This window comes from Janthinobacterium sp. GW822-FHT07H10 (assembly GCF_058798675.1).
Window position 1 is genome coordinate 163122 of record NZ_JBXAKS010000003.1, and the last position, 25474, is coordinate 188595.

The 25474-nt window shown below is 61.6% G+C and carries 20 protein-coding genes; 12 read left to right on the forward strand and 8 right to left on the reverse strand.

Features of this window, described 5'->3' with window-relative positions:
* Positions 1–78: 78 nt before the first annotated feature.
* From AC1RDJ_RS08540 to rpsL, 6 genes are all read right to left on the reverse strand, one after another.
* Positions 79–2841 carry a TonB-dependent receptor plug domain-containing protein gene (locus tag AC1RDJ_RS08540; protein ID WP_493027214.1) on the reverse strand — a complete coding sequence of 921 codons (2763 nt, stop codon included), beginning with the start codon at positions 2839–2841 and terminating at the stop codon, positions 79–81.
* 490 nt (positions 2842–3331) lie between these two features.
* Positions 3332–3649 (reverse strand): 30S ribosomal protein S10, encoded by a 318-nt coding sequence (gene rpsJ / locus AC1RDJ_RS08545; RefSeq protein ID WP_010394389.1) that lies wholly within the window; start codon positions 3647–3649, stop codon positions 3332–3334.
* A 179-nt stretch (positions 3650–3828) separates the two neighbouring features.
* Positions 3829–5019 carry an elongation factor Tu gene (tuf, locus tag AC1RDJ_RS08550; RefSeq protein ID WP_034753125.1) on the reverse strand — a complete coding sequence of 397 codons (1191 nt, stop codon included), beginning with the start codon at positions 5017–5019 and terminating at the stop codon, positions 3829–3831.
* 72 nt (positions 5020–5091) lie between these two features.
* Positions 5092–7197, reverse strand: coding sequence for an elongation factor G (fusA, locus tag AC1RDJ_RS08555; protein WP_071325671.1), 2106 nt, complete (start codon positions 7195–7197; stop codon positions 5092–5094).
* Between the two features lie 108 nt (positions 7198–7305).
* The gene (gene rpsG / locus AC1RDJ_RS08560) at positions 7306–7776 is read right to left on the reverse strand and encodes a 30S ribosomal protein S7 (protein ID WP_010394377.1); all 471 of its coding nucleotides are present in this window, start codon (positions 7774–7776) and stop codon (positions 7306–7308) included.
* A 152-nt stretch (positions 7777–7928) separates the two neighbouring features.
* Positions 7929–8312: a 30S ribosomal protein S12 gene (rpsL, locus tag AC1RDJ_RS08565; protein ID WP_010394376.1), complete on the reverse strand. Its 384-nt coding sequence runs from the start codon at positions 8310–8312 to the stop codon at positions 7929–7931.
* A 425-nt stretch (positions 8313–8737) separates the two neighbouring features.
* On the opposite strand from rpsL, the gene AC1RDJ_RS08570 reads away from it, so the two are divergent.
* The 9 genes from AC1RDJ_RS08570 to AC1RDJ_RS08610 all read left to right on the forward strand — a co-directional run bounded on the left by AC1RDJ_RS08570 (position 8738) and on the right by AC1RDJ_RS08610 (position 19816).
* Positions 8738–10663, forward strand: a complete 1926-nt coding sequence (locus AC1RDJ_RS08570; RefSeq protein ID WP_493027215.1) for a phosphoethanolamine transferase — start codon at positions 8738–8740, stop codon at positions 10661–10663.
* 195 nt (positions 10664–10858) lie between these two features.
* A complete protein-coding gene (locus tag AC1RDJ_RS08575; protein WP_493027216.1) occupies positions 10859–12124 on the forward strand; it encodes an efflux RND transporter periplasmic adaptor subunit in 1266 nt (421 codons plus the stop codon).
* A 27-nt stretch (positions 12125–12151) separates the two neighbouring features.
* Positions 12152–12865, forward strand: a complete 714-nt coding sequence (locus AC1RDJ_RS08580) for an ABC transporter ATP-binding protein (protein WP_071325673.1) — start codon at positions 12152–12154, stop codon at positions 12863–12865.
* Between the two features lie 8 nt (positions 12866–12873).
* A complete protein-coding gene (locus AC1RDJ_RS08585; RefSeq protein WP_493027217.1) occupies positions 12874–14196 on the forward strand; it encodes an ABC transporter permease in 1323 nt (440 codons plus the stop codon).
* A gap of 28 nt (positions 14197–14224) precedes the next feature.
* Positions 14225–15463, forward strand: a complete 1239-nt coding sequence (locus tag AC1RDJ_RS08590) for an ABC transporter permease (protein WP_071325675.1) — start codon at positions 14225–14227, stop codon at positions 15461–15463.
* Between the two features lie 46 nt (positions 15464–15509).
* On the forward strand, positions 15510–16862 hold the full coding sequence (locus tag AC1RDJ_RS08595) for a sigma-54-dependent transcriptional regulator (protein WP_071325676.1): 1353 nt from the start codon (positions 15510–15512) through the stop codon (positions 16860–16862).
* Complete coding sequence (locus AC1RDJ_RS08600) at positions 16862–18217, forward strand: sensor histidine kinase (RefSeq protein WP_493027218.1); 1356 nt, start codon at positions 16862–16864, stop codon at positions 18215–18217. Before AC1RDJ_RS08595 ends, AC1RDJ_RS08600 begins: the two co-directional genes overlap by 1 nt.
* A 236-nt stretch (positions 18218–18453) precedes the next feature.
* Positions 18454–18978, forward strand: coding sequence for an FxDxF family PEP-CTERM protein (locus tag AC1RDJ_RS08605; protein WP_493027219.1), 525 nt, complete (start codon positions 18454–18456; stop codon positions 18976–18978).
* Between the two features lie 58 nt (positions 18979–19036).
* Complete coding sequence (locus AC1RDJ_RS08610; protein ID WP_493027220.1) at positions 19037–19816, forward strand: spermine/spermidine synthase domain-containing protein; 780 nt, start codon at positions 19037–19039, stop codon at positions 19814–19816.
* Positions 19817–19829: 13 nt separating this feature from the next.
* Here the strand turns inward: AC1RDJ_RS08610 and pdxR are convergent, their stop codons facing one another.
* Positions 19830–21302, reverse strand: a complete 1473-nt coding sequence (pdxR, locus tag AC1RDJ_RS08615; protein ID WP_493027221.1) for a MocR-like pyridoxine biosynthesis transcription factor PdxR — start codon at positions 21300–21302, stop codon at positions 19830–19832.
* Between the two features lie 115 nt (positions 21303–21417).
* Between pdxR and AC1RDJ_RS08620 the strand changes: the two genes are divergently transcribed.
* The 3 genes from AC1RDJ_RS08620 (at position 21418) to AC1RDJ_RS08630 (ending at position 23683) form a co-directional block, all read left to right on the forward strand.
* A complete protein-coding gene (locus tag AC1RDJ_RS08620) occupies positions 21418–22077 on the forward strand; it encodes a pyridoxamine 5'-phosphate oxidase family protein (protein ID WP_493027222.1) in 660 nt (219 codons plus the stop codon).
* An 88-nt stretch (positions 22078–22165) separates the two neighbouring features.
* On the forward strand, positions 22166–22993 hold the full coding sequence (locus AC1RDJ_RS08625; protein ID WP_071326749.1) for a class I SAM-dependent methyltransferase: 828 nt from the start codon (positions 22166–22168) through the stop codon (positions 22991–22993).
* A 117-nt stretch (positions 22994–23110) separates the two neighbouring features.
* Positions 23111–23683: a hypothetical protein gene (locus AC1RDJ_RS08630; RefSeq protein WP_493027223.1), complete on the forward strand. Its 573-nt coding sequence runs from the start codon at positions 23111–23113 to the stop codon at positions 23681–23683.
* 145 nt (positions 23684–23828) lie between these two features.
* On the opposite strand, the gene AC1RDJ_RS08635 is transcribed toward AC1RDJ_RS08630, so the two are convergent.
* Positions 23829–25472 carry a serine hydrolase gene (locus AC1RDJ_RS08635; RefSeq protein ID WP_493027224.1) on the reverse strand — a complete coding sequence of 548 codons (1644 nt, stop codon included), beginning with the start codon at positions 25470–25472 and terminating at the stop codon, positions 23829–23831.
* Positions 25473–25474 lie beyond the last annotated feature (2 nt).

The following is a 25474-nucleotide window of genomic DNA, read 5'->3' on the forward strand; positions in this document are numbered from 1 at the left end:
CAAAAAAAACCAGGCGCAAGGCCTGGTTTTGCTACGTCCGGCATCGCTGCCGGACGGTAGTGTGTCAACTGACGGCGATCAGAGGAAGGTGTAGCTGGCCGATACGCCGATACGACGGAACTGGAACGATTCAGCGTAGCCTCTGCGCCACTGCACCGGTGCAGCCTTGTCGAACAGATTGTCGATGTACAGGCTCAGACGGGTATTTTTGATACCGCTGTACGACAGGTTGTAATCGACCGTGGTGTTGCTGCCTACGCGCGAGCAAGCATCCATGTTCGCAGCCGAAACCTTGTTGGTAACGCAGTAGGTCGACGAAGTCTGGTTGTTGTTGCTAAAGCCGCTGGCGTAGTTCAACGTCATGCCGTGGTCGAACGAGCCGGCCTTCAGGCTGGCGCGCAGCTTGGTTTTCAGACGCGAACCCAGGTCATAGTTACCTGCCAGATTGGTGGCATAGGCATTGTCGGTCACGCTGAACTCCTGGTATTTCCACAGGTAGCTACCTTCCAGTTTCAAGCGAACCTGGCCGATACTGGTGTTGAAACGGCCACCCGCATCAAAGTCGAAGCCCGAAGCACGGGTCTTGCCGCTGTTGACGTATGGGTTGTACAGCAGGCCGATCGCGCCAACGCCACCGAAGTTGACGGTATTGCCTGGAGCGTATTTCTTGACCAGTGCCAGGAACTGCGCGTCCGACGCCGAGTTATCGACACGCACCAGCTGTCCTGCTGGCAGGCCAGCTTCGCCGCGCAGGATGTCGGCCACGTCACGGGTACCGATTTCGTCCTTGCGTTCGATATGGTAGTAGTCCAGTGCCACGGTCCAGTTCTTGACCGGTTCGAAAACGAAGCCAGCGGTAATCGAACGCGAGGTTTCCGGTTTCAGGTCCTTGTTCGCCGACACGAAGCTAGGCACGCCGCCTTTGCAATCGCTGTTCTGGAAGGTGTTGCCCTGAGCCTTGTCGACGCTGGTGGCTGCTGGATTATTCTGCACCAGGTTGTTCAGGGTGCTGGCAGTGGCGCAGCGACGTGGGTCGCTGACATCGGTGGCAAATGAGCTACGGCCCAGGCCGTTACCTGTTTCAACGATGTTCGGCGCGCGGAAGCCGCCAGCGGCCGTAGCGCGCAGCAACAGGGTGTCGGTGGCGTTGACGCGCAAGCCCAGCTTCGGCGAGAAGTGCACGTCGCTGTTGGTGGACTTGTCGGCACGTACCGCGGCGCTCACTTCGACACGCTTGACCACCGGAATGGTCGCTTCGGCGAACAGCGCGTAGTGATCCATGGTGTCTTTGACTTGCAGGCCGGCAATACCGACCAGGTCGCCACGCAGCACGTTGTCCGAGCTGGCCATTTCATACTTTTCGCGACGGATGTCGGTACCGAACGCCACATTCAACGGGCCGGCCGGCAATTTCGCCACTTCACCGGACACGGTTGCGTCGATGAAGGTGATCTTCGACTCGCCCTTGGTGGTACGTACAGGGAACATCGACTCCAGCAGCGCGGTATCGTTTTGCTGGCCGAACTTGTAGGTGCCGTTGACGATGGCATTGGTGTAGCCGGTGGCGCTCACGGCACGGGTGGCCTTGTTGGCTTTCGAGTTCATGTAGCCGACCGCGGATTTCCAGTCGAAATTGCCGATGTCGCCGTTCAGGCTCAGCATGACGCGCGTCTGGTCGGATTCGGTGCGGTTGAAGTTGAAACCGTTGCCGGTGTCCATCATGCGGGCGCGGTATTCCACCGGCGTCGCATACGGGTTCATCGCGTGGCCAACTGGCAGCTTAGGATAGAAGAACGGGCCGACCATCTTGCCGTTGATCGCGTCGTACCAGGTGCTCGACGACGTGGTGGCGCTACCGTTGCTGACGTTGAATGGGGCGACGATGTAGTCGTTGCTGGCGCCGGCATTGGTGATCTCGAAGTTGGCGTCGATATCCTTGCCAATTTTAAAATGCGTGTTGCTGGCCAGTGCATAGCGCTTGGCATTGGTGGTCAGGCCGGTGTACGGCAGGATATCCATCTTGCACAGCTTGTCCTTGGCATCGATCTTGTCGGCCGGGCAACCTGGCGCGGCGACAATGTTCGTGCTGTTCAGGAAGTAGTTGCCGGTTGGCGAGAACGAGCTCAGGGCGTCCCAGGTCGAACGGCCCGGGGTCTGGCGGTGCCATTCAGGGTAGTGGCCGCGCAGGTCGCCAGCGGTGTAACCGTCGTTCTTGTAGGCTTCGTACGTCAGGTAGGTGTTGAAGCCATCCTTGTCGATATCGCCATAACCGACAATGCCGGAAACGTTGCGGCTGCGCTGGTCTTTGAAACGGTCCGTTTCCTTGTAGTTGCCGGTGATCTTGGCGCCTTCGAAGTTCTTCAGCAGGATGATGTTGATCACGCCAGCGATGGCATCGGAACCATAGATTGCCGATGCGCCATCTTTCAGGATCTCGATGCGCTCGATGGCAGCAGCCGGGATCGCATCCAGGTTGGTAAAGTTTTGTTGCGCGCCATCGGCCAGGCCGTATTGTGCAATGCGACGGCCGTTGACCAGCACCAGGGTCGCAACCTTGCCCAGGCCGCGCATGCCCACGCCCGAGGAGCCCGTGGCGAAGCTGCCGGAGCTGCTGCTCGACGAGTCGATCGAAGTGCTGATCGCAGCGGAGGAATTCAGGATGCCCAGCGCCGTGGTCTGGCCGGTACGCTCGATATCGTCGCGTGTCAGCACCTGGAGCGAACCGGCTGTTTCAGCTTCGGTACGCTTGATGCTACTACCGGTGACTTCGACGCGTTGCAGTTTTTCTGCTGGTGCGACAGCTTCCTGTGCCACCGCATATTGGGAGAAGGCCAGTGTCAATGCTATTGCAAGAGTGCTTTTCTTCAAACCTGGTGTATTGCTCATCACTATACTTTTCAAGACTACTCCTCAGATATTATTCTCGTTTTATAAATCGATACGTTGTACTGATCATTTTTGTAAAACAATCACACATTCTCACGTATGTTACAAATTTCTCACATTTGGCGCCCGCAGGAAAGAGACTAATTAACAATTGTTGTTTTAACCCCACTTTATAAGCCAGGTTATTACTTTCTGGAATAGCCATGGCGCGCATGGAACTGCTTGGCAACCTCGCTGAGAAGAGGCGAAAAGAAGAATGAGGGATGGATGGGACGAAGGACGGGAGGCGGCCGCAGCAAAAAGCACGGCGCCAATAGCAATGGGGCCGGGCGCATTCACGATTGTGAACAGGCCCGGCCCCATCATCAGGCAGCGGGACACCCCGCCAGCCTGGAACAGCTGTCAACACCTGGTGCTACGGTGTTGTCAGCCGCCCTTGAAACTCTTATTGCAGTTTGATTTCAACATCAACACCAGCTGGCAGGTCCAGCTTCATCAGCGCGTCAACGGTTTTGTCCGTTGGGTCAACGATGTCCATCAGGCGTTGGTGCGTACGGATCTCGAACTGATCGCGCGAAGTTTTGTTGACGTGCGGGGAACGCAGCACATCGAAACGCTGAATACGGGTAGGCAGTGGTACTGGGCCTTTGACGACAGCGCCGGTGCGCTTCGCGGTTTCAACGATTTCCAGAGCGGACTGGTCGATCAGTTTGTAATCGAAAGCCTTCAGGCGGATACGGATTTTTTGGTTTGGTGCCGACATGATATTTCCTTAAAAGAACGAACCGCGCGGTCTGCACGGCAATGAGGTCATACGGGAATTTCTGACGCAACAACCGTCAGGGTCGACATGATAGCACCAAAATGCTTGCCAACCCCGGCAGTTGAATAAAAAGAGGGGCGCCGGGCGACGACGCTTCCTCTTTTTTGCAGGCTTAAGAATTAAGCCAGGATTTTTGCAACAACGCCGGCGCCGACGGTACGACCGCCTTCACGGATAGCGAAACGCAGGCCTTCTTCCATCGCGATCGGGTTGATCAGCTTGACGGTGATCGACACGTTATCGCCTGGCATAACCATTTCTTTGTCTGCTGGCAACTCGATCGAACCAGTTACGTCCGTCGTGCGGAAGTAGAACTGTGGACGGTAGTTGTTGAAGAATGGCGTATGACGGCCGCCTTCGTCTTTCGACAGAACATAGATCTCGCCGGTGAAGTGAGCATGCGGCTTGATCGAACCTGGCTTGGCCAGAACTTGACCACGTTGCACGTCTTCACGCTTGGTGCCGCGCAGCAGCAGACCAACGTTGTCGCCTGCTTGACCTTGGTCCAGCAGTTTGCGGAACATTTCCACGCCGGTGCAAGTCGTTTTGACGGTATCGGTGATACCGACGATTTCGATCTCTTCGCCGACTTTAACAATGCCGCGCTCGATACGACCGGTAACCACGGTGCCGCGACCCGAGATCGAGAACACGTCTTCCACTGGCATCAGGAACGCACCGTCAACAGCGCGCTCTGGCGTTGGGATGTAAGCATCCAGCGCATCGGCCAGACGCAGCACTGCGTCAACGCCCATTTCGCCTTCTTTGCCTTCCAGCGCCATACGTGCCGAACCTTTGATGATTGGCAGGTCGTCGCCTGGGAATTCATACTTCGACAACAGCTCGCGCACTTCCATTTCAACCAGTTCCAGCAGCTCTGCGTCGTCGACCAGGTCGCACTTGTTCAGGAACACGATGATGTATGGAACGCCAACTTGGCGGGCCAGCAGGATGTGTTCGCGGGTCTGTGGCATTGGGCCGTCAGCTGCGGAGCACACCAAGATCGCGCCGTCCATCTGCGCGGCACCGGTAATCATGTTTTTGATGTAGTCGGCGTGGCCTGGGCAGTCAACGTGCGCGTAGTGACGCGTTTCCGTTTCGTACTCGACGTGGGCGGTGTTAATCGTGATACCGCGCGCTTTTTCTTCTGGAGCCGCATCGATCTGGTCGTATGCTTTAGCTTCGCCGCCGAATTTCTTCGACAGAACCGTTGCGATTGCAGCGGTCAGCGTGGTTTTACCGTGGTCGACGTGGCCGATGGTGCCGACGTTGACGTGCGGCTTGGTCCGTTCGAATTTACCTTTTGCCATTTTATTCTTCCTTAGAACAATGATTTAAATGTAGGGACCGGCATTCTCGTGAAAGCCGGCCCGGAACTTCTATTACTTAGCTTTCGAGCTTACGATTGCTTCAGTCACATGCTTAGGTGCTTCAGCATAGTGCTTGAATTCCATCGTGTAAGTCGCACGACCTTGGGTCGACGAACGCAACGACGTAGCGTAACCGAACATTTCCGACAGAGGAACTTCGGCCTTGATGATCTTGCCGCCACCGCCAGCAATTTCATCCATACCTTGCACCATGCCGCGACGCGACGACAGATCGCCCATCACGGTACCGGCGTAGTCTTCCGGCGTTTCCACTTCCACGGCCATCATCGGCTCCAGGATGACTGGCGATGCTTTGCGGCAGCCATCTTTGAATGCCATCGAAGCGGCCATGCGGAATGCATTTTCGTTCGAGTCAACATCATGGTACGAACCGAAGAACAGCGTGACTTTAACGTCAACGACTGGGTAGCCAGCCATCACGCCCGAAGTCAGCGTGTCGCGCACACCTTTTTCAACTGCAGGGATGTATTCGCGAGGAACGGTACCGCCCTTGATCGCGTCAACGAATTCGAAGCCCTTGCCCGGTTCTTGCGGTTCGATCTTCAGAACCACGTGACCGTATTGACCACGACCACCCGATTGCTTGACGAATTTGCCTTCCGACTCTTCGCACACTTTACGGATCGTTTCGCGGTAAGCCACTTGTGGCTTGCCGACGGTCGCTTCAACGTTGAATTCACGCTTCATACGATCGACGATGATGTCCAGATGCAACTCGCCCATACCGGCGATGATGGTCTGACCCGATTCTTCGTCGGTACGCACGCGGAACGATGGATCTTCTGCAGCCAGACGGTTCAGCGCCAGGCCCATTTTTTCCTGGTCGGCCTTGGTTTTTGGCTCGACTGCCTGCGAAATCACCGGTTCAGGGAAGACCATGCGCTCCAGAACGACACTTGCCTTTTCGTCGCAAAGCGTATCGCCAGTGGTGGTGTCTTTCAGACCCACGACCGCAGCGATGTCGCCAGCGCGCATTTCCTTGATTTCTTCGCGTTCGTTCGCTTGCATCTGCACGATACGGCCGATACGCTCTTTCTTCTGCTTCACGGAGTTCAACACCGAGTCGCCCGAATTCAGGGTACCCGAGTAGCAACGGATGAAGCACAACTGACCCACGAACGGATCGGTTGCGATCTTGAACGCCAATGCCGAGAACTTCTCATTGTCGTCAGCTGCGCGCTCGACTGGCTGCTCGTCCTCGTCCAGACCTGGGACAGGTGGAATGTCGATTGGCGATGGCAGGTACTCAATGACCGCGTCCAACATTGCCTGTACGCCCTTGTTTTTAAAGGCGGTACCGCACAACATTGGAACGATTTCGCTGGCGATGGTACGCTGACGCAGGGCAGCCTTGATCTCGTCTTCCGACAGGTCGCCTTCTTCCAGGTACTTGTTCATCAGTTCTTCGGACGCTTCAGCAGCGGCCTCGACCATGTTTTCGCGCCACTTGGCAGCTTCAGCCGCCAGGTTCGCTGGAATGTCGCCGTATTCAAACTTCATGCCTTGCGAAGCGTCGTCCCAGATGACCGCTTTCATCTTGACCAGATCGATAACACCGGTGAAGACGTCTTCAGCGCCGATAGGCATCTGAATAGGTACTGGGTTGGCTTTCAGACGCGAACGCATCTGATCGTAGACCTTGAAGAAGTTGGCGCCGGTACGGTCCATCTTGTTCACGAAGGCCAGACGTGGCACTTTGTATTTGTTAGCCTGACGCCATACCGTTTCCGATTGTGGCTGCACGCCGCCGACTGCACAGTAAACCATGCAAGCGCCATCCAACACGCGCATCGAACGCTCAACTTCAATGGTGAAGTCAACGTGGCCTGGGGTGTCGATGATGTTGATGTGGTGAGCTGGGAAGTTGTTTGCCATGCCTTTCCAGAAGCACGTAACAGCAGCCGAGGTAATCGTGATGCCGCGCTCTTGCTCCTGCGCCATCCAGTCGGTGGTAGCTGCGCCATCATGGACTTCGCCCAGCTTGTGGTTCACGCCGGTGTAGAACAGGACGCGCTCGGTAGTGGTCGTCTTACCTGCATCGATGTGAGCGGAGATACCGATATTACGATAGCGCTCAATGGGGGTCTTGCGGGCCATAATTAATCCTAAATGAATGGACAAAACCGAGCAGCATTTTTTTGCAAAAATGAGCCCGGCCTCGAACAACAGATGCTTGACAGCCGCCTTGCGGTAGCTGGCTTTATATTAGAAGCGGAAATGCGAGAACGCTTTGTTCGCTTCAGCCATACGATGGACTTCGTCGCGTTTTTTCATCGCGCCGCCGCGGCTTTCAGCCGCTTCCATCAGCTCACCGCCGAGGCGTTGTGGCATCGATTTTTCGCTGCGCTTGTTAGCAGCTTCACGCAACCAACGCATGGACAGAGCCATACGACGGACTGGGCGAACTTCGACCGGCACCTGGTAGTTTGCACCACCGACGCGACGGGATTTCACCTCAACCAATGGCTTGGCGTTGTTGATTGCGGTAGCAAAAACTTCGAGCGGATCTTTGCCCGATTTTGCTGCGATGTGCTCGAAAGCACCGTAGATGATGTTTTCTGCAACCGATTTTTTACCGGACAGCATCAGCACGTTTACAAATTTAGCGACATCAGTGTTGCCGAATTTTGGATCTGGCAAAATTTCGCGCTTGGGTACTTCACGACGACGTGGCATATCAATTCCTTTCAATCTTCAGTTGAGCGCGCGTTCTTCGCACACTCGCGGACGACCATCATAGTCCTCCACTTACTCGACCAGATGCGGTCGACTACATTCACTTAGCTAGTTGCCACTGAGCGAAACTTGGGTTTGCTGCGTACAACTTATTACTTCTTGCCTGCTTTAGCGCGCTTGGTACCGTACTTCGAACGCGATTGCTTACGGTCTTTAACGCCTTGGGTATCCAGGGCACCGCGAACCATGTGGTAACGCACACCCGGCAAATCCTTAACGCGACCGCCGCGCAGCAGCACAACACTATGCTCTTGCAGGTTATGGCCTTCACCGCCAATGTACGAAATGACTTCGAAACCATTGGTCAGACGAACTTTAGCGACTTTACGCAGAGCCGAGTTAGGCTTCTTTGGAGTCGTGGTGTAAACACGTGTGCAGACGCCACGCTTTTGCGGGCTGTTTTCCAGCGCCGGCGATTTGCTCTTCACGGTCAAAGCGACGCGTGGATTGCGAATCAATTGATTGATGGTTGGCATCGTTATAAATCCAACAAAAAAATACGATTAATAACCCGGGCAAGATGCCCGGCGACTAAAACCTCGTCCCGCTTCTATCTGCTGCGCACCGGAGGCACCCGCAGCCACTCGATAAGGAGCGGCCAACAAATACCAAGTAACACGTAAACGATGTGCAGAATAAAATCGAGAACTCGCTAGTTTAGACCTTGTGTTACAGGGGGTCAATCAGTTTACGGCTTTTTGCTATAAAAAAAGGCAAAAAACGGCGCCGTTCGTGGCATTTTGGCTAATGATTTCCGTATTCTCCCGCATATCCCCGGCACGAAGAGATTGACTATTCGGCATTCTTTCCCTGCACCCAAGCATCTGACGAGGCCGCTCTTGTATGACCGCAAGATGACAAAAGGATTGATAATAGCGGACATTTTTTGCTGCCTTCCCTTATGCGCCCCTTGCTTCGCCCCGCCAACCTGTTCCTGCTCCTGAGCTATGCCTTGCTGACGGCCGTGCCCTTCATCCCGGTGCTGCTGGGCCGCCCGCTCGAGCATCCGTGGCAGATGCTCACGTTCGAGCTGCTCGCCTGGCTCGCCGTGTGGGGCGTGTTCAAGCGTCCCGCGTATTTCCACTGGCTGCTGCTGCCCGCCTTTCTCGCCCTGCCGACGGAAATCTACCTGTTCATCTTCTATGGCCAGGGCATTTCCACGCATCACCTGGGTATCATCGTCGAGACCAGTCCCAAGGAAGCGATGGAATTCCTCGGGCAAAAAGTGTGGCTGATGGGCGCCGTCATGCTGGGCGTGATCGCCTGGTGCGCCTTGAGCTGGTACGCGGCCACGCGCACGCGCGACCTCGACTGGCGCGGCAAGACGCGCCCGGTCGCCTGCCTGCTGCTGCTCGCGCTGGCCGCCTTCTGGGCGTATGGCCATGAATTCGGCTTCGACGCCAAGGTCCTGCACAGCGCCGCCGCGTCCGCCAAGGCCAGCCCGCCGGCGGCCAGCGGCAAGGCGGGCGCGTCCGGCTTCGGCGACGCCAGCGCCACGGACGACGAGACGGCCGAGGACGACGAGGAAAGCAGCAAGCCCGAGAACGCCAGCATCGCCGGCGCCGACGAGACGGGACTGGGCTGGCCCAGCCTGCCCCACTGGGCACGCCTGCCCTACACCTTTGACACCATCAGCAATTCCTGGCCCTTCGGCCTGATGGCGCGCGGCCTCGATTTTTACAAGGAACGCAAATACCTGGCCGAACTGGGGCAGAAAAGCAGCAGCTTCCGCTTCGGCGCGCACCAGCAAAACCCCGATCCCCATCCGGAAGTGGTGGTGATGGTGATCGGCGAATCGTCGCGCTATGACCGCTGGAGCCTGAACGGCTACGAACGCGACACCAATCCCCTGCTGAAACAGGAAAGCAACCTGGTGCCGCTGGCCGACGTCATCACGGCCGTTTCCGCCACGCGCCTGTCCGTGCCCGTCATCATCTCGCGCAAGCCGGCCACGCAGAGCCTCAAGGACGGGTTTTCGGAAAAATCCTTCCTGACTGCCTACAAGGAAGCCGGCTTCAAGACCTACTGGCTGTCGAACCAGATCTCGTTCGGCCAGTTCGACACACCCGTCTCCGTGTTTGCCAAGGAAGCGGACGTGGTGCAGTTCCTGAACCTGGGCGGCTTTACCAACAGCTCGAACTTCGACCAGATCCTGTTCGACCCGTTCAAAAATGCGCTGGCCGACCCGGCGCCGAAAAAGCTCATCGTGCTGCACACCCTGGGCAGCCACTGGAACTACAGCCAGCGCTATCCCAAGCAATTCGACAAATGGCAACCCTCGCTGTTCGGCGTCGACAAGCCCGTCTACACGGATACGGCCATCAAGCCACAGCTGAACAACAGCTACGACAGCTCCATCCTGTACACGGACTGGTTCCTGTCCAGCGTGATCGGCATGCTGAAGGACGATGGCCAGCGCACCGCCCTGCGCAGCTCCCTCGTCTACGTGGCCGACCATGGCCAGACCCTGTACGACGGCACTTGCCGCCTGGCCTTCCACGGGCATAACACGCAGTTCGAATTCCACGTGCCCGCCTTCGTCTGGTACTCGCCGCAATTCCAGCAGCATTATCCGGACAAGGTGACGCAGCTGCGGCGCCATCAAAAGGCGCGGCTGTCGACGGAAAACATGTTCCACACCCTGCTCGACCTCGGCGACATCCGCTTTGCCGGCGAACAGCCCGAATGGAGCATCGCCAGCCCCCGCTTCAAGCAGCACAAGCGCTATGTCGACAGCTACGGCTGGACCAATTACGACAACGCCATCATCCGCGGCGACTGCCGCGAAGTGATCGACAAGAGCACGCCGGAAAAGCAGGACAAGTAGAGCGCCCCCGGCACGCCGGCGCCGGCAGGGACTCGGCGTCGCATCAACGCCTGCCGACGGCTGCAGGCGGACAGGCCTGGACGGCGCGGACACGGCGGACAGCCGGACAGCGGGAATTTTTTCCTTGCAAATCAATAGCTTGAATCTGGCATGGAACGTGCATACAGGATGTGCATTGTCCACGAAACGTCCGCCATGATCCGCGATACCTCCTCCCAAGACGCCGTGCTGTCCGCCCCGCCTGGCCAGCGCCACAAGCAACGCGCCCTGCTGCTGGGCGGCGCCGTCCTCGTCATCGGCGCCGCCGTCGCCGCCTTTTCCGGCTGGCGCGCCAGCGAGCATTCCGTCAATGCCAGCCGCCTGCGCATCGCCGACGTCACGCGCGGCACCCTGATCCGCGACGCCGCCGTCAGCGGCCGCGTCGTCGCCGCCATCAGCCCCACCCTGTATTCGACCACCGTGGCCACCGTCACCCTGAAGGCCAAGGCCGGCGACACGGTCAAAAAAGGCGACATCCTCGCCGTGCTGGAATCTCCGGACCTGTCGGACGCGCTGAAACGCGAGCAATCGAGCGTGCAGCAGCTGGAAGCGGAAGTGGCGCGCCAGCAGATCCTGGCCAAGAAACAGAAACTGCTGGCGCGGCGCGAAGCCGATACGGCCGAGATAGAACGCCTGTCCGCGCAGCGCACGCTGGAGCGCTATGAAAGCGTGGCGCAGGTGGGCATCATCGCCAAGATCGATTACCAGAAAGCCAAGGATGCCTTGAATTCCGCCGAGATCCGCAGCAAGCACGCCTCGCAGGCGGCCGGACTGGAAAGCGAGGACGTGACCCTGGCCCTGAAAACCAAGGCCAATGAACTGGAGCGCCAGCGCCTGAGCCGTGACAACGCCCAGCGCCGCGTCGACGAGCTGACCGTGCGCGCGCCCGTCAACGGCTTCATCGGCACCCTGTCGGTGGCCAACCGCAGCGTGGTGCAGGCCAACACAGCCCTGATGACCCTGGTCGACCTGTCGCAGCTGGAAGTCGAGCTGGAAGTGCCGGAAACGTATGTGGCCGATATCGGCCTGGGCATGAGCGCCGAAATCGAAACGGGCGCCATCCGCGCCACCGGCAAGCTGTCGGCCCTGTCGCCCGAAGTGGTGAAAAATCAGGTGCTGGCGCGCGTGCGCTTCAATGGCGCCCAGCCGGCCGGCCTGCGCCAGAACCAGCGCGTTTCGGCACGCCTGCTGATCGACGAACGGCCCAATGTGCTGATGCTGGCGCGCGGCTCCTTTGTCGAAGCCGAAGGCGGACGCTTTGCCTATGTCGTGCGCGACGGCGTCGCCATCCGCACACCGATCAAGCTGGGCGCCACCAGCGTCTCCGCCGTCGAAATTCTCGATGGCCTGAAGCTGGGCGACAAGGTGGTCGTCGCCGGCACGGAAAACTTCGCGAACGCGGCCCGCGTCTCGCTCAACTAACGCCATTCATCCAACCAGGAGCCCTCCATGCTGCGCATGCAAAACCTGAGCAAAGTCTACCGCACCCACATGATCGAGACGCACGCGCTGCGCGGCTTCGAAATCCACGTCCGCCAGGGCGAATTCGTCACGGTCACGGGGCCGTCCGGTTCCGGCAAGACGAGCTTCCTGAACATCGCCGGCCTGCTGGAAGAATTCACCGATGGCGAATACATCCTCGACGGCGTCAACGTGAAAGGCATGGACGACAATGCCCGTTCGCGCCTGCGCAATGAAAAGCTGGGCTTCATCTTCCAGGGTTTCAACCTGATTCCCGACCTGTCGCTGTTCGACAATGTCGACGTGCCGCTGCGCTACCGGGGCTTCAACAGCGCCGAACGCCGCGAACGCATCGAGGATGCGCTGGCCAAGGTGGGCCTGGCTTCGCGCATGAAACACTATCCGGCCGAGCTGTCGGGCGGACAGCAGCAGCGCGTGGCCATCGCGCGCGCGCTGGCCGGCTCGCCAAAACTGCTGCTGGCCGATGAACCGACGGGCAACCTCGATACGCAGATGGCGCGCGGCGTGATGGAACTGCTGGAAGACATCAACGCGCAAGGCACCACCATCCTGATGGTGACGCACGATCCCGAACTGGCGCTGCGTTCGCAACGCAACGTGCACATCATCGACGGCCAGGTGTCGGACCTGGTGCAGCATGGCGCCACGCTGTCGGCCAAGCCGCAGCACGCGACCGCCTAGGAGCCGCCATGTTCCAATACTATTTCAAGCTGGGCCTGCGCAACCTGCGCCGCAATCCCGCCCTGACGGCGCTGATGGTGCTGACCCTGGCCGTCGGCGTGGCCGCCAGCGTGGCCACCGTCACCATCCTGCATGCGATGTCGGGCGATCCGCTGCCGCACAAGAGCGACCGCCTGTTTGTGCCGATGATCGATGTGGTTCCCTTGAAAGGCTATACGCCGGGCACCAAACCCAGCTTCGGCCAGTCACAGCTCGCCTATACCGATGCGAAGAACTTCATGGCCAGCAAGATAGGCATCCGCCGCAGCGTCATGTACGGCGTGGCCGGTCCCGTGGAACCGGCACGCAGGGACCTCGGCGCCTTCCGGGCACAGGGCCTGGCCCCCACGCGCGACTTCTTTGCCATGTTTGAAGTGCCCTTCCTGTATGGCCAGCCATGGAGCGAGGCCGACGACGCCAGCGGCGCCGACGTCATCGTCCTGAGCCGCGCCCTGGCGGAAAAGCTGCTGGGCACGGTCAATCCCGTGGGCCAGCGCGTGACGGTGCTGGGACGTCCCTATCTGGTCAGTGGCGTGCTCGCTCAGTGGGATCCCGTGCCGCGCGTGCACCGCATCATCGGCAGCAAGGGCGCCTTCGGCACGGAGGATGAATTCTTCATTCCCTTCGCCAGCGCCATCCGCCACGAAACGGGGCATGACGGCGGCATGGCCTGCAGCGGCGTCGAGCGCAGCCCCGGTTACCAGGGCATCCTGGCATCGGACTGCACCTGGCTGCAATTCTGGTTCGAAATGGCCAGCGCCGGCGAACGCAGCGACCTGCAGGCTTACCTCGACAGCTATGCGGCCGAGCAGCGCAAGCTGGGGCGCATGCCGCGCCACGCGCCCAACACGCTGTACAACGTCAGGCAGTGGCTCGATTTCCTCAACGTGGTCGACAACGACAACAAGCTGGCGGCCTGGCTGGCCTTCGGCTTCCTGCTGCTCTGCCTGGTCAACACCATCGGCCTGCTGCTGGCGAAGTTCTCCGTGCGGGCGGCGGAAGTGGGCATCCGCCGCGCACTGGGCGCCACGCGGCGCGACATCTTCCGCCAGTTCCTGATCGAGACCGGCGTCATCGGCCTGGCCGGCGGGGTACTGGGCCTGTTGCTGGCCTATGCGGCCCTGGCCGTGGTGAGTTCGCAGTCGAAAGAGCTGGGCACCGTGGCGCACCTGGATGTCCCGATGCTGCTGCTGACGTTTGCCGTTTCCGTACTGGCGGCCTTGCTGGCAGGGCTGTTGCCCACCTGGCGCGCCTGCCAGGTCACGCCGGCCATGCAGCTCAAATCCCAATGACACCCACCTTTTCACAATGAGGCCCCACATGGAAATCCGCCCCATCCTGTCGGCGCTGATGCGCAACAAGACCGGCGCCGTGCTCGTCGCGGTGCAAGTCGCCATCAGCCTGGCCATCCTGGCCAACGCCTTGTACATCGTCAACCTGCGCCAGGCCATCGCCGCCCGTCCCACCGGCGTGGCGGCCGAAAACGACATCTTCTATGTCAAAGTCCAGAGCATGGACAAAGGCAGCCCGCAGCACCAGATAGCCGAGCAGAAGCGCCAGGCCGCGATACTGCGCGCCCTGCCGGGCGCGGTCTCCGTGGCGCAAACCACGCAGGCGGTGCTGTCGCGTTCCGGCAGCAGCACCAACGTCGCGGCCAAACGCGGACAAGCCGAGGCCAGCGCCAGCACCTCGATGTACGTCACGCCCGATTCGCTCGTCAAGACATATGGATTGAAGCTGGTGGAAGGGCGCGATTTCCATGCCGACGAGGTCCCGGAAATCAATGAAGACGTCGATCAAAGCTTCCCCAAGGTGGTGATCGTGACGCGCGCCGCGGCGCAGAAGATCTGGCCAGGCGAAACCAGCTTTGTCGGCAAACCCCTGTTCAATGGCACCGGCGACGGCGACGACGAAATGCGCGTGGTCGGTGTGGTGGAACGGCTGCAGACGCAGGTCGGCCAGGTCACCGCCCAGGGTGAATTTTCCATCATCCTGCCGGCCCGCCTGACGGGCGGACGCGATGCGGTGCTGTACGCCGTGCGCGCCGAGCCAGGCCAGCGCGACCGCCTGATGAAGGAGGCGGAACAAGCAATCCGCACGTCCAGCAGCGAGCGCCTGCTGGTGCGCACGGATACCCTGGAACAGCACCGCAAATCACGTTATCTGGCCGACCGGGGTTTGTCCTGGATGCTCATCGCCGTCAGCACCCTGCTGCTGCTGGTGACGGCCAGCGGCATCGTCGGCATCGCCAGCCTGTGGGTCACGCAGCGGCGCAAGCAGATCGGCGTGCGGCGCGCGCTCGGTGCCCGCCGCATCGACATCCTGCGCTACTTCCTGACGGAGAACTTCATGATCACCAGCGTCGGCGTGGCGGCCGGCGTGGTGCTGGCCCTGGCGCTGAATCACCTGCTGGTCAGCCAGCTGGAAATGGCGCGCCTGCCGCTGCCCTACCTGCTGGCCGGCGCCAGCGTGTTCTGGCTGCTGGGCCTCGGCGCCGTGTATGGGCCGGCCTGGCGCGCGGCCAGCATTTCCCCGGCCACGGCCACGCGCAGCACATGACGATTTGCCCCTGCCCTGGCCGTCATGACAATGTTATGCTGCACGCATGCCTACCGTACTGATTATTGACGACAATGCCGCCGTGGCCATCGCGCTCGACGTGCTGTTCTCGCTGCACGAGATCGATGCCCTGCGCGCCGCCTCGCCCGAAGAGGGCCTGCAGATGCTGGCGCGGCACCCCATCGACCTGGTGGTGCAGGACATGAACTTCACGGCCGATACCACCTCGGGCGAGGAAGGCTGCGCGCTGTTCCACGCCATCCGCGCGCGCCACCCCGACCTGCCCGTGATCCTGCTGACGGCCTGGACGCAGCTCGATGCGGCCGTCGACCTGATCAAGTCCGGCGCGGCCGACTACCTGGCCAAGCCGTGGGACGACCGGCGCCTGATCGCCAGCGTGCAAAACCTGCTGGAGCTGGGACAGGCGAACCGCGCGCTGCGCTCGCGCGTGGTGGCGGAGCAGCGCCAGCGCCAAGCCCTGGAACACGATTTCGATTTGCGCGGCATGGTCTGGCAAGACGCGGCCACGGAACGGGTCGTGCACCTGGCGTGCCAGGTGGCGCGCGCCGACGTGCCCGTGCTCATTTCCGGCCCCAACGGCAGCGGCAAGGAGCGCATCGCCGCCATCGTGCAAGCCAATTCGCACGTGGCCGACGGCCCCTTCGTCGTGCTCAATTGCGGCGCCGTGCCGGTGGACCTGATCGAGGCAGAACTGTTCGGCGCCGAAGCGGGCGCCTACACGGGCGCCACCCGCGCGCGCGACGGCAAATTCGATGCGGCCGACGGCGGCACGCTGTTTCTCGACGAGATAGGCAACTTGCCGCTGGCCGGGCAAATGAAGCTGCTGCGCGTGCTGGAAACGGGCCGCTTCGAGCGGCTCGGTTCGAACCGCGAACGCCAGGTCAAGGTGCGGGTCATCAGCGCCAGCAATGCCGACCTGCCGGCCATGATACGCGCCGGCACCTTCCGCGAAGACCTGTTCTATCGCCTCAACGTGATCGAGCTGCGCCTGCCGCCGCTGGCGCAGCGCCCGGCCGACATCCTGGTCCTGGCGCGGCATTTCCTGGGCCCCGACAAGAGCCTCGATGCGCAGGCCCAGGCCACCCTGCTGGCGCACGGCTGGCCCGGCAATGTCCGCGAACTGAAAAACGTCATGCAGCGCGCCAGCCTGCTGACGGCTGGCCCCCTGATCCAGGCGCAGGAACTGGGCCTGCCGCCGGCCTCCTTGCCATCGCTGCGCGCCGCGCAGGATACGGCCGCCACGGAACCGGACCGCGACAGCGTCGTCGCCGCGCTGGCCCGCGCGCAGGGCGTGGTGGCGCAGGCGGCGCAGGAGCTGGGCCTGTCGCGCCAGGCGCTGTACCGGCGCATGGAACGCCTGGGCATCGCGCGCGCCTGATGCCGCCATCCCAGCCCATGCCGAAGCGTCCGGCCACGCTGCGCCTTTCGCTGCTGACGCGCTGGACGGCGCTGATCGGCACCCTGCTGACGGTGGGCGTCGGCCTCGCCCTGCTGCTCGCGCATTTTTTCCCGCAGCAGCCGTGGCTGGTGCTGGGACTGTCCCTGTCATGCGTGCTGCCGCTCGCCGTCATCACCATCCGCGCGCAGCTGCAGGCGATGCTGTCGCTGTTCCGCGCCTTGAGCGGCACGGTCGCCAGCTACCAGGACGGCGACTTCGCCTTCAGCCTGCGCTGGCCGCAAAACGATGAACTGGCCGACCTGGTAGCGGCCCACAACGCCCTGGGCGACGTGCTGCGCAGGCAGCGCCTGGACCTGGTGCAGCGCGAACTGCTGCTCGACACCATGGTGCAAAACACGCCGGTGGCCATGCTGCTGGTGGCCGAGGGCAGCGCCATCGTCTACGCCAACCTGGCCGCGCGCCAGCTGCTGCACCAGGGGCGCCGGCTGGAAGGCCAGCATTTAGCCGACATCGTGCGGCAGGCGGCGCCGGCCCTGGCCGAGGCGCTGGCGCGCGCCAGCGATGGCCTGTTTACCAGCGGCGAGGGAGAACAGGAAGAGGTGTTCCACCTGGCGCGGCGCAGCTTCAGCTTGAACGGGCGCAAGCACGAACTGCTGCTGCTGCGCCAGCTCACCCTGGAACTGCGCCGCCAGGAAGTGCAGACCTGGAAGAAAGTCATCCGCGTCATCAGCCATGAATTGAACAACTCGCTGGCGCCACTGGCCTCGCTGGCCCATTCCGGTGCCGAGCTGGTACGCCGCGGGCAGACCGAGCGCCTGCCGCAAATCCTCGCCACGATCGAGGAGCGCACGCGCCACCTGGAAACCTTCATACTCGGCTACGCGCGCTTCGCCAAGCTGCCCACGCCGCGCCTTGCCCGTTGCGAATGGCCGCCGTTTCTCGACAGCCTGGCGTCGCAGATCGCCTTCACGCTCGACTGTCCGCCGCCCGCGCAAGCGGCCGTCTTCGATGCGGCGCAAATGCAGCAGGCACTGCTGAACCTGCTTAAGAATGCGCTCGAGTCGGGTTCGAAGGCACAGCACATCGGCTTGCACGTCAGCCAGGCGCAAGGACAATTGCGTATCGAAGTGCGCGACCGCGGCCCCGGCATGAGCGGCGCGGTGCTGGAAAACGCACTGGTGCCGTTCTACTCTACCAAGCGCAGCGGCACGGGACTCGGCCTGGCCCTGGCGCGAGAAATTGCCGAAGCGCATGGTGGTCGCATCGCCCTCGCCAACCGCGAAGGCGGCGGCCTCGCCGTCACCATGACACTGCCATTGCTTGAGGCAAATTAAATTCCAATGCAACAATTTATTGACCACAAAACCCGCAGGTATTTTTTGTGCAATATCAACAATTAGTGTGTTCAATTTTACAATTGAAAACAGTTTACGCCCGTGTAGTAGCAATTAGCTATTTAAGCGTGCTCGGTCATAAAAAAATAGCTCATTGACAATGAAAAGTGTTGGCGATAATTTATCAACGCGGTACGGTTTTTTGAAACATTAATCGTTTTTTCGCGGGGATAAATATGAAACTGAAATCACTCATCGCAGCAGCGGTCCTGGGCGCTGCCACCATCGGCAGCGCATATGCCGCGTCGTACACGGTCAACCTGACCAACACCACAGGCAACCTGTGGACGGGCGGCTTCAACGCCACCCCCAGTCCGCTAGGTGTCTTTACCGATACGTTCACCTTTACTCCGGATGCGACCTTCGGTTCGACCGCGCAAGCCTTCCTGGCCAACCTGTCGGTCACGGGCAGCGATGCTTCCTCCATCAACTTCACCAGTGCCAACCTGAACGGCATCGCACTGACGGGCTTTGGCGGCCCCACCGTCTTCGGCTATGCCCAGGGCGAAGTGCTGGCGCCCACCAGCCTGCTCTTCAATGGCCCGATGACGCTGACCGTGATGGGCAGCACCAATGGCGGCAGCTACGGCGGCACCTTCAACCTGAACCTGGCGCCTGTCCCGGAACCGGAAACCTATGGCATGCTGCTGGCCGGCCTCGGCATACTGGGATTCCTGGCGCGACGCCGCAAGCAATCTTGAGCGCACCACCAAAAAGACGCCACGGCGTCTTTTTTCATGCGGCTGCTACACTGGCGCCATGACGACCGATTTTATCTCCACCAGCAACACCGCCTTCAGCCATCCTGGCCATCCGCCGGCCACCATCACCGAACACCGCGGCATCCGCTATCTGCACTTGGGCACCAAGTGGGTGCAGGGCGCCATGCGCCTGGACAAACCCGACGCCATCGAACTCGAATACGTGCAGATGATGATGATGTGGATGCTCTTCAAGGTGCAGCCGAAACGCATCGTGCAGCTGGGACTGGGCAGCGCCGCGCTGACCAAGTTCAGCTACCGCCGCTTCCCCGATGCCACGGTCACGGCCATCGAGCTCAATCCGAATGTGATCGCCATCTGCGGCGCCCAGTTCGCCCTGCCGCCGAACGATGCTCGGCTCGACGTGCGCGAAATGAATGCGCTCGATTTCGTGCTCGATGCGGCCAACCACGGCAGCGTCGACGTGCTGCAGGTCGACCTGTACGACGAGGAGGCGCGCGGCCCCGTGCTCGACACGCCCGAGTTCTACCAGGCCTGCTTCGACTGCCTGACGGACGACGGCATCATGTGCACGAACGTCTTCGGCGACTTCCCCAACTACGACAAGAACCTGCAGGCGATGGAGCTGGTCTTCGACGCCGTCGTCTGGGTGCCGGAACTGGAAGATGAAAACATCGTCGTGCTCGCCTTCAAGAAATCGCCGTCGCTCGATTTCAGCGAACTGTATGAACGCGCCGGCGCCATCAAGAAACAATTCAACCTGCCCGCCAAGAACTGGGTCAATGGCTTGAAGCAGTGGATGCTGGACCAGCAGTAAGGCAGTAGCCGCATCACGCCGGCAGCAGCGCCCCAAGACGGCGCGCCAGGCCATCCATGTTCTCGGCCGGCACCTGCGCATAACCGAGCAGGAAGCCGTTCCAGCCGGCCCGCTCGCCCGTGGCATGGGCGGAGAGCGCCAGCGCCACGATGCCGTCCTGCGCGGCGCGCCGGCTCAGCGCCAGGTCATCCCAGGCGCCATCGTGAAAACGCAGCGCCAGATGCATGCCGGCCGAGCCGCCGTGGATGGCGGCACCGGCGCAGGCATGGCGCTGCAATGCCTCGCTCAAGGCATCGCGGCGCTGGCGGTACAAACGGCGCATGCGCCGCACGTGGCGCGCAAACAGGCCGCTGCGCAGGAATTCGGCCAGCGCCAGCTGCTCGGCCACCCGCCCCCGCACGGCGCCCTGCGCCTGCATCTGCGCGAATGCCGCGGCCAGCGCGGCAGGCACCACGATAAAGGCGATGCGCAACGCCGGAAACATGGTCTTGCTGAACGTGCCCAGATACACGACGGGCGCATCGGCCACCAGTCCCTGCATGGCCGCCAGCGGCGGACCGCCATGCCGGAATTCGCTATCGTAGTCATCCTCGATGATCAGGCTTCCCGCCGCGCGGGCGCGCTCGAGCAGCGCCATGCGGCGCGCAGGACTGAGCACGCTGCCGGTCGGATACTGGTGCGACGGCGTCGTGTAGATCAGGCGTGGCGGCGTATCGCGCCAATCGGCGTCAGTCGGCGCGATGCCATCCATGTCGACCGGAATGCCCGCCACCTGCAGGCCGGCGGCGCGCCCCGCCGCCAGCGCGCCGCCATAGCCTGGATGCTCGAGCCACAGGGTGTCGCCCTGGTCGGCAAAGGCGCGCAGGCACACATCGAGGCTGCTCTGCGTGCCATCCGTGATGAACACCTGGCCCGCATCGCAGACGACGCCGCGCGCCGCGCGCAAATGGTCGGCAATGGCCATGCGCAGCTGCGGCTCGCCGGCGGGGTCGCCGTAATTGAGCTGGCGCGGCGACAGCGCGCTCCAGGCGCGATCGAGCATGCGCCGCCATTGCGCCAGCGGGAATTCGTCGAGCGCCGGCACGCCAGGCGCGAACGCGCCCATCGCATCGGCCGGAAACACCAGCGCCGCGTTGACATCCTGTCCCGACACGCCGCGCAAATGCCGGGCGCGGCGCGACAGGCCATCCCGGCCATCGACGGGCAGCGACGCCACCTGCGCGCCGGCACTGCCGGCGACCAGGGTGCCGCGCCGGTCCGGCAGCACGAAGCCTTCGCTGGCCAGCTGCTCGTAGGCGTACAGCACCGTATTGCGCGCCACGCCCAGCTCCTGGGCCAGCACGCGCGTGGCGGCCAGCCGCGTGCCGGGTGCCAGCTGGCCGCCGCGTATCGCCGCGCGCAGGCATTCATGCAGCAGGCGCTGGCGCGGCCAGCCCCGCTCACCGTGCGCGCGCTCGAATGCCGCCAGCAGCAAAGCGTAATCCATGCGATTCCCTCCCTCTTCTCGTGGCTCTAATTTATTTATGCTTGCTGGATCTTTTTTCAGGGCCAGGCAACGATTATAGTGCGCCCTCCCCTCACCGTTCCACAGGATGATTGCCATGACCGTTGCCGCCCTCCCTCCCAGCGCCCGTACCCGCGTGCGCCGCGTCGCCGAACTGGCCAGCTACGAGCAGGCCGCCCTGCACGCCATCGTCGATGCCGCCTACCTGTGCCACATTGCCTTCCGCGATGCGCACGGCAGCCACTGCATCCCCACCGCCTGCTGGCGCATCGACGATCACCTGTACATCCATGGCTCGAATGGCAGCCGCATGCTCAAGCAACTGCTGGCCGATACCGGGGCTTGCGTGACGATTCCCCATCTCGACGGTCTCGTGCTGGCACGCTCGGCCTTCAACCACACGATGAACTACCGCTCGGCGATGATCTATGGGCAGTTTGAAAAAGTGGCCGACACCGGCCAGCAGCATGCGGCCATGGAGGCGCTGATGGACAAGCTGGCGCCAGGACGCCAGACCCAGGTGCGCGGCGGCAGCGCCAAGGAATACGCGGCCACCACCGTGCTGCGCATCGCGCTCGATGAAAGCGCCGTCAAGCAGCGCGCAGGCGGGCCCCTCGACGATGCGGGCGACATGGCGCACGTCGTCTGGACGGGCGAACTGCCATTTACGCACGGCCGTGGCGCGGCCATCGCCGATGCGCTCAACACCTGCGAATTGCCACCGTATGCCGCCGCCTGGAGCACGGAATCCGCTTGACCGGCCCGCGTGCTTGACCGATGATCGGCGTTGATGGCGATCGCCACCAATTCACCAACCGATCCAATCACGTACGGAGCATATGATGATGAAGCGAGTATCTTCGGCTGCCATCCTGGCAGCCATCCTGGCCTGTGGCGGCAGCGGCGCGGCACTGGCCGCCGACGCGGGCGACGCGGCCCTGAAGGCGGCCATCGCCGGCAGTGCGCGCACGCCGGCCAACGCGCTGCGCGACGGCGCGCGCCACCCGTATGAAACGCTGACCTTCTTCGGCATCAGGCCGAACATGACGGTGGTGGAACTGGCGCCCGGCGGCGGCTGGTACACGGAGATCCTGGCGCCCTACCTGCGCGAGCACGGCAAGCTGATCGCCGCTGGCAACGACCCGCAGTCGGCCAGCGAAGGCGCGCGGCGCGGCGCGGCCCGCTTCCAGCAAAAACTCGACGCCAATCCGGCCGCCTTCGGCAAGGTGGAAATCGGCGCCTTCGCCCCGCCCACCACCTACCGCATCGCCCCCAAGGGCACGGCCGACATGGTGCTCACCTTCCGCAATATCCACAACTGGATACCCATCGGCGACGACGGCATGAAAACCCTGTTCAAGGAAGTGTATGACAGCCTGAAACCGGGCGGCGTCTTCGGCGTCGTCGAACACCGCCTGCCGGCCAGCAAGGCGCAGGACGCCACCGCCAGCAGCGGCTACATGCACGAAGCGTATGTGATCAAGCTGGCCGAGGGAGCCGGCTTCAAACTGGCGGCCAAGTCGGACATCAACGCCAATCCGAAGGACAATGCCGAGCACCAGGGCGGCGTCTGGGCGCTGCCGCCCACCTATGCCAACAAGGAAGTCGACCGCGCCAAGTACACGGCCATCGGCGAGAGCGACCGCATGACCCTGAAGTTCGTCAAGCCCTGAGTCACTTGAAAAGCCAATGGCGGCGGGCCGATACGGCGCGCCGCCATTGCCTTGTGCGCGCAGCGCGCCTTACAGGTAAATGCCGTACACGCCGCAGGAACGCGAGACAACCGTGCATTGGCTCATGATGCCTTCGTTACAATCAAACAAGGCTTGCATGCAGGCCTGGCGCGTGGGCTGCGCATAAGCGGTGCCCAGGGCGCCGGCCAGACCGACAGCTGTAAAAAAGAGAAAGACCGCTTTTTTTACGTTGATCATTTTTATGCGATTCCCAAAGAGTTGAGTCGTTATAAAAAGCCATCGGAGACAAGACGCTGGCCGCCCGGAGTCGCCTGTCGGCCGACGCATGTCATGGCATGCAGGGCAGTGGCCTTACACGTGAATGCCATACACGCCGCACAGGCGGCGCACCAGCGCGCAATCGTTTTCATTGCCGTCGGCGAGACAGGAATCACGGGCTTCTTCGCACGTTTCCCGCGACGGCAGCGCATACGCGCTCGAACTGATGGCACCGGCGAAACCGACGGCGGCACAGAAGACAAATACGGCTTTCTTGAAATTGATCATTTTTATCCCGTTAGCAAAAAAGTTCATCGTTATAAAAAACCAGGGCAAAACGCCAGCCGCCAATTTTCATCTATCGGCAGACGTATGGCGCATAAAAATAGTAGCACTAAAGAAAGTTATTAAATACGCAAACAAGAAAACCAGATAACGTTTTCTTTTCACGTCGTTCCATGGAATAAAAACCGGCCTGCAGCAGGTCTGCCGCGCACTTGCATGGAAAGGGACGAAAAAAAACCGCAGGCCAGGCTGCGGTTTTTGTATCGACAGTTTATTTCTTCGCTTCCTTGGGCTTCACCGGCACCAGGCTCAAATCCTGGAAGTCGTAGCTGAAGTCCGTCTCTGCCGACACGGGCGCCATCTTCACGCGGTCGATGCTGCCGTCCGGATTGAGCGAGAACGTCACATACGCGTCGGCGTTGAAGTTGCGCTCCTTCCAGCGCACGATGAAGGTATCGTGCTGCCAGTGCTCGAGCTCCCCCGTCAGGTCCGGCGTGCGCGTGAAGCTGAGAATGTGCTTCTTGCCCTCGGGGCGGATAGTGACCTTGCCATACCAGGCATCCTCGTACTCGCCGTCATACGACGCCAGCGGCAGCGACGGCTGCGATTTGGCGGCGCGGGCGCTCGATGCCTTGCCCTGCCTTTTCACTTCTTCCGCGTGCTGCTCCTGCTCCACCTTGGCCACCAGCGCGAGCCAGTCCGACGGCGCCGCCTGCAGGTAATGGTCGAGAATGCGCCATTGCAGCGCCGTCATCGAGCCGCCATTTTCCGCGTTGGTGAGAATGGCCACGCCCAGTTTCGCCTCCGGCACCATCACCACGCGCGAATAGAAGCCCTGCAGCGCGCCGCCGTGCATGGCCACTTTCATGCCCTTGTAGTCGCGCAGCTGGAAACCCAGGCCATACGCGCTGAAGTTCGGCTTGGTGGCGGCCAGCGCCGGTTTCGGCTCGGGGATCTTGATCGGCGTTTGCGCCGTCCACATCTCGCGCCCCTGCTTTTCGCTGAACAGGCGCGCTTCCTTGCCGTCCTTGTCCTTGACGCCGGCGATCTTGCCGCCATCGAGCAGCACCATCATCCACTTGGCGATATCTTCCGCGTTGGTGTTGATGCCGACGGCGCCCACGGCGTTCGGCACGGGCATGGATTTGACGGCGGCGATCTTGCCGTCGATCTTGCTGTGCGCGCTGGCGACGTCGGGATTGCCCGCGTTCTCAAGCAGGCTGGTGGTGGTGCCCGTCATGCCCAGCGGCGCCAGGATGCGCTCGTACATGGCCGCGCCCCAGCTCTTGCCGGCCTTGTCGGCGATGATCTTGCCGGCCACGATATACAGCAGGTTATCGTAGGCATAGCTGTTGCGGAAACTCGTGGCCGGGCGGATATAGCGCAGCTTCTCGATGATCTCGTCGGTGGTGAAGGTGGTGGTCGGCCACCACAGCAAGTCGCCGGCGCCCAGACCCAGGCCGCTGCGGTGCGTCAGCAGGTCGCGGATGGTCATGGCGCCCGTCACGTAGGAATCGTGCATCTGGAAGCCAGGCAGGTGCTTGGTGACGGGATCGTCCCAGGCCAGCTTGCCCTCGTCGACCAGCATGGCCAGCGCGGCGGCCGTGAAACCCTTCGAATTGGAGGCCACTTCGAACAGGGTCTGCGCGTCGACGCCAGCCGGTTCGCCCAGCTTACGCACGCCAAAGCCCTTGGCGGTAATGACCTTGCCATCCTTGACGATGGCGATCGCCATGCCGGGCACGTCGAACATTTTCAGGGCGCTGGCGACATCGCGGTCCAGGTCGAAGGCCGGTGCGGCCACGCTGGCGGCCACCGGCGCCGCGGTGGCATCGGCGGCAGCAGCCATCGCTGGCAGGGTAACGCTGGAAAACGCCAGCACGATGGCGGCGGCAAGGCGGTTCATCACATGCATGT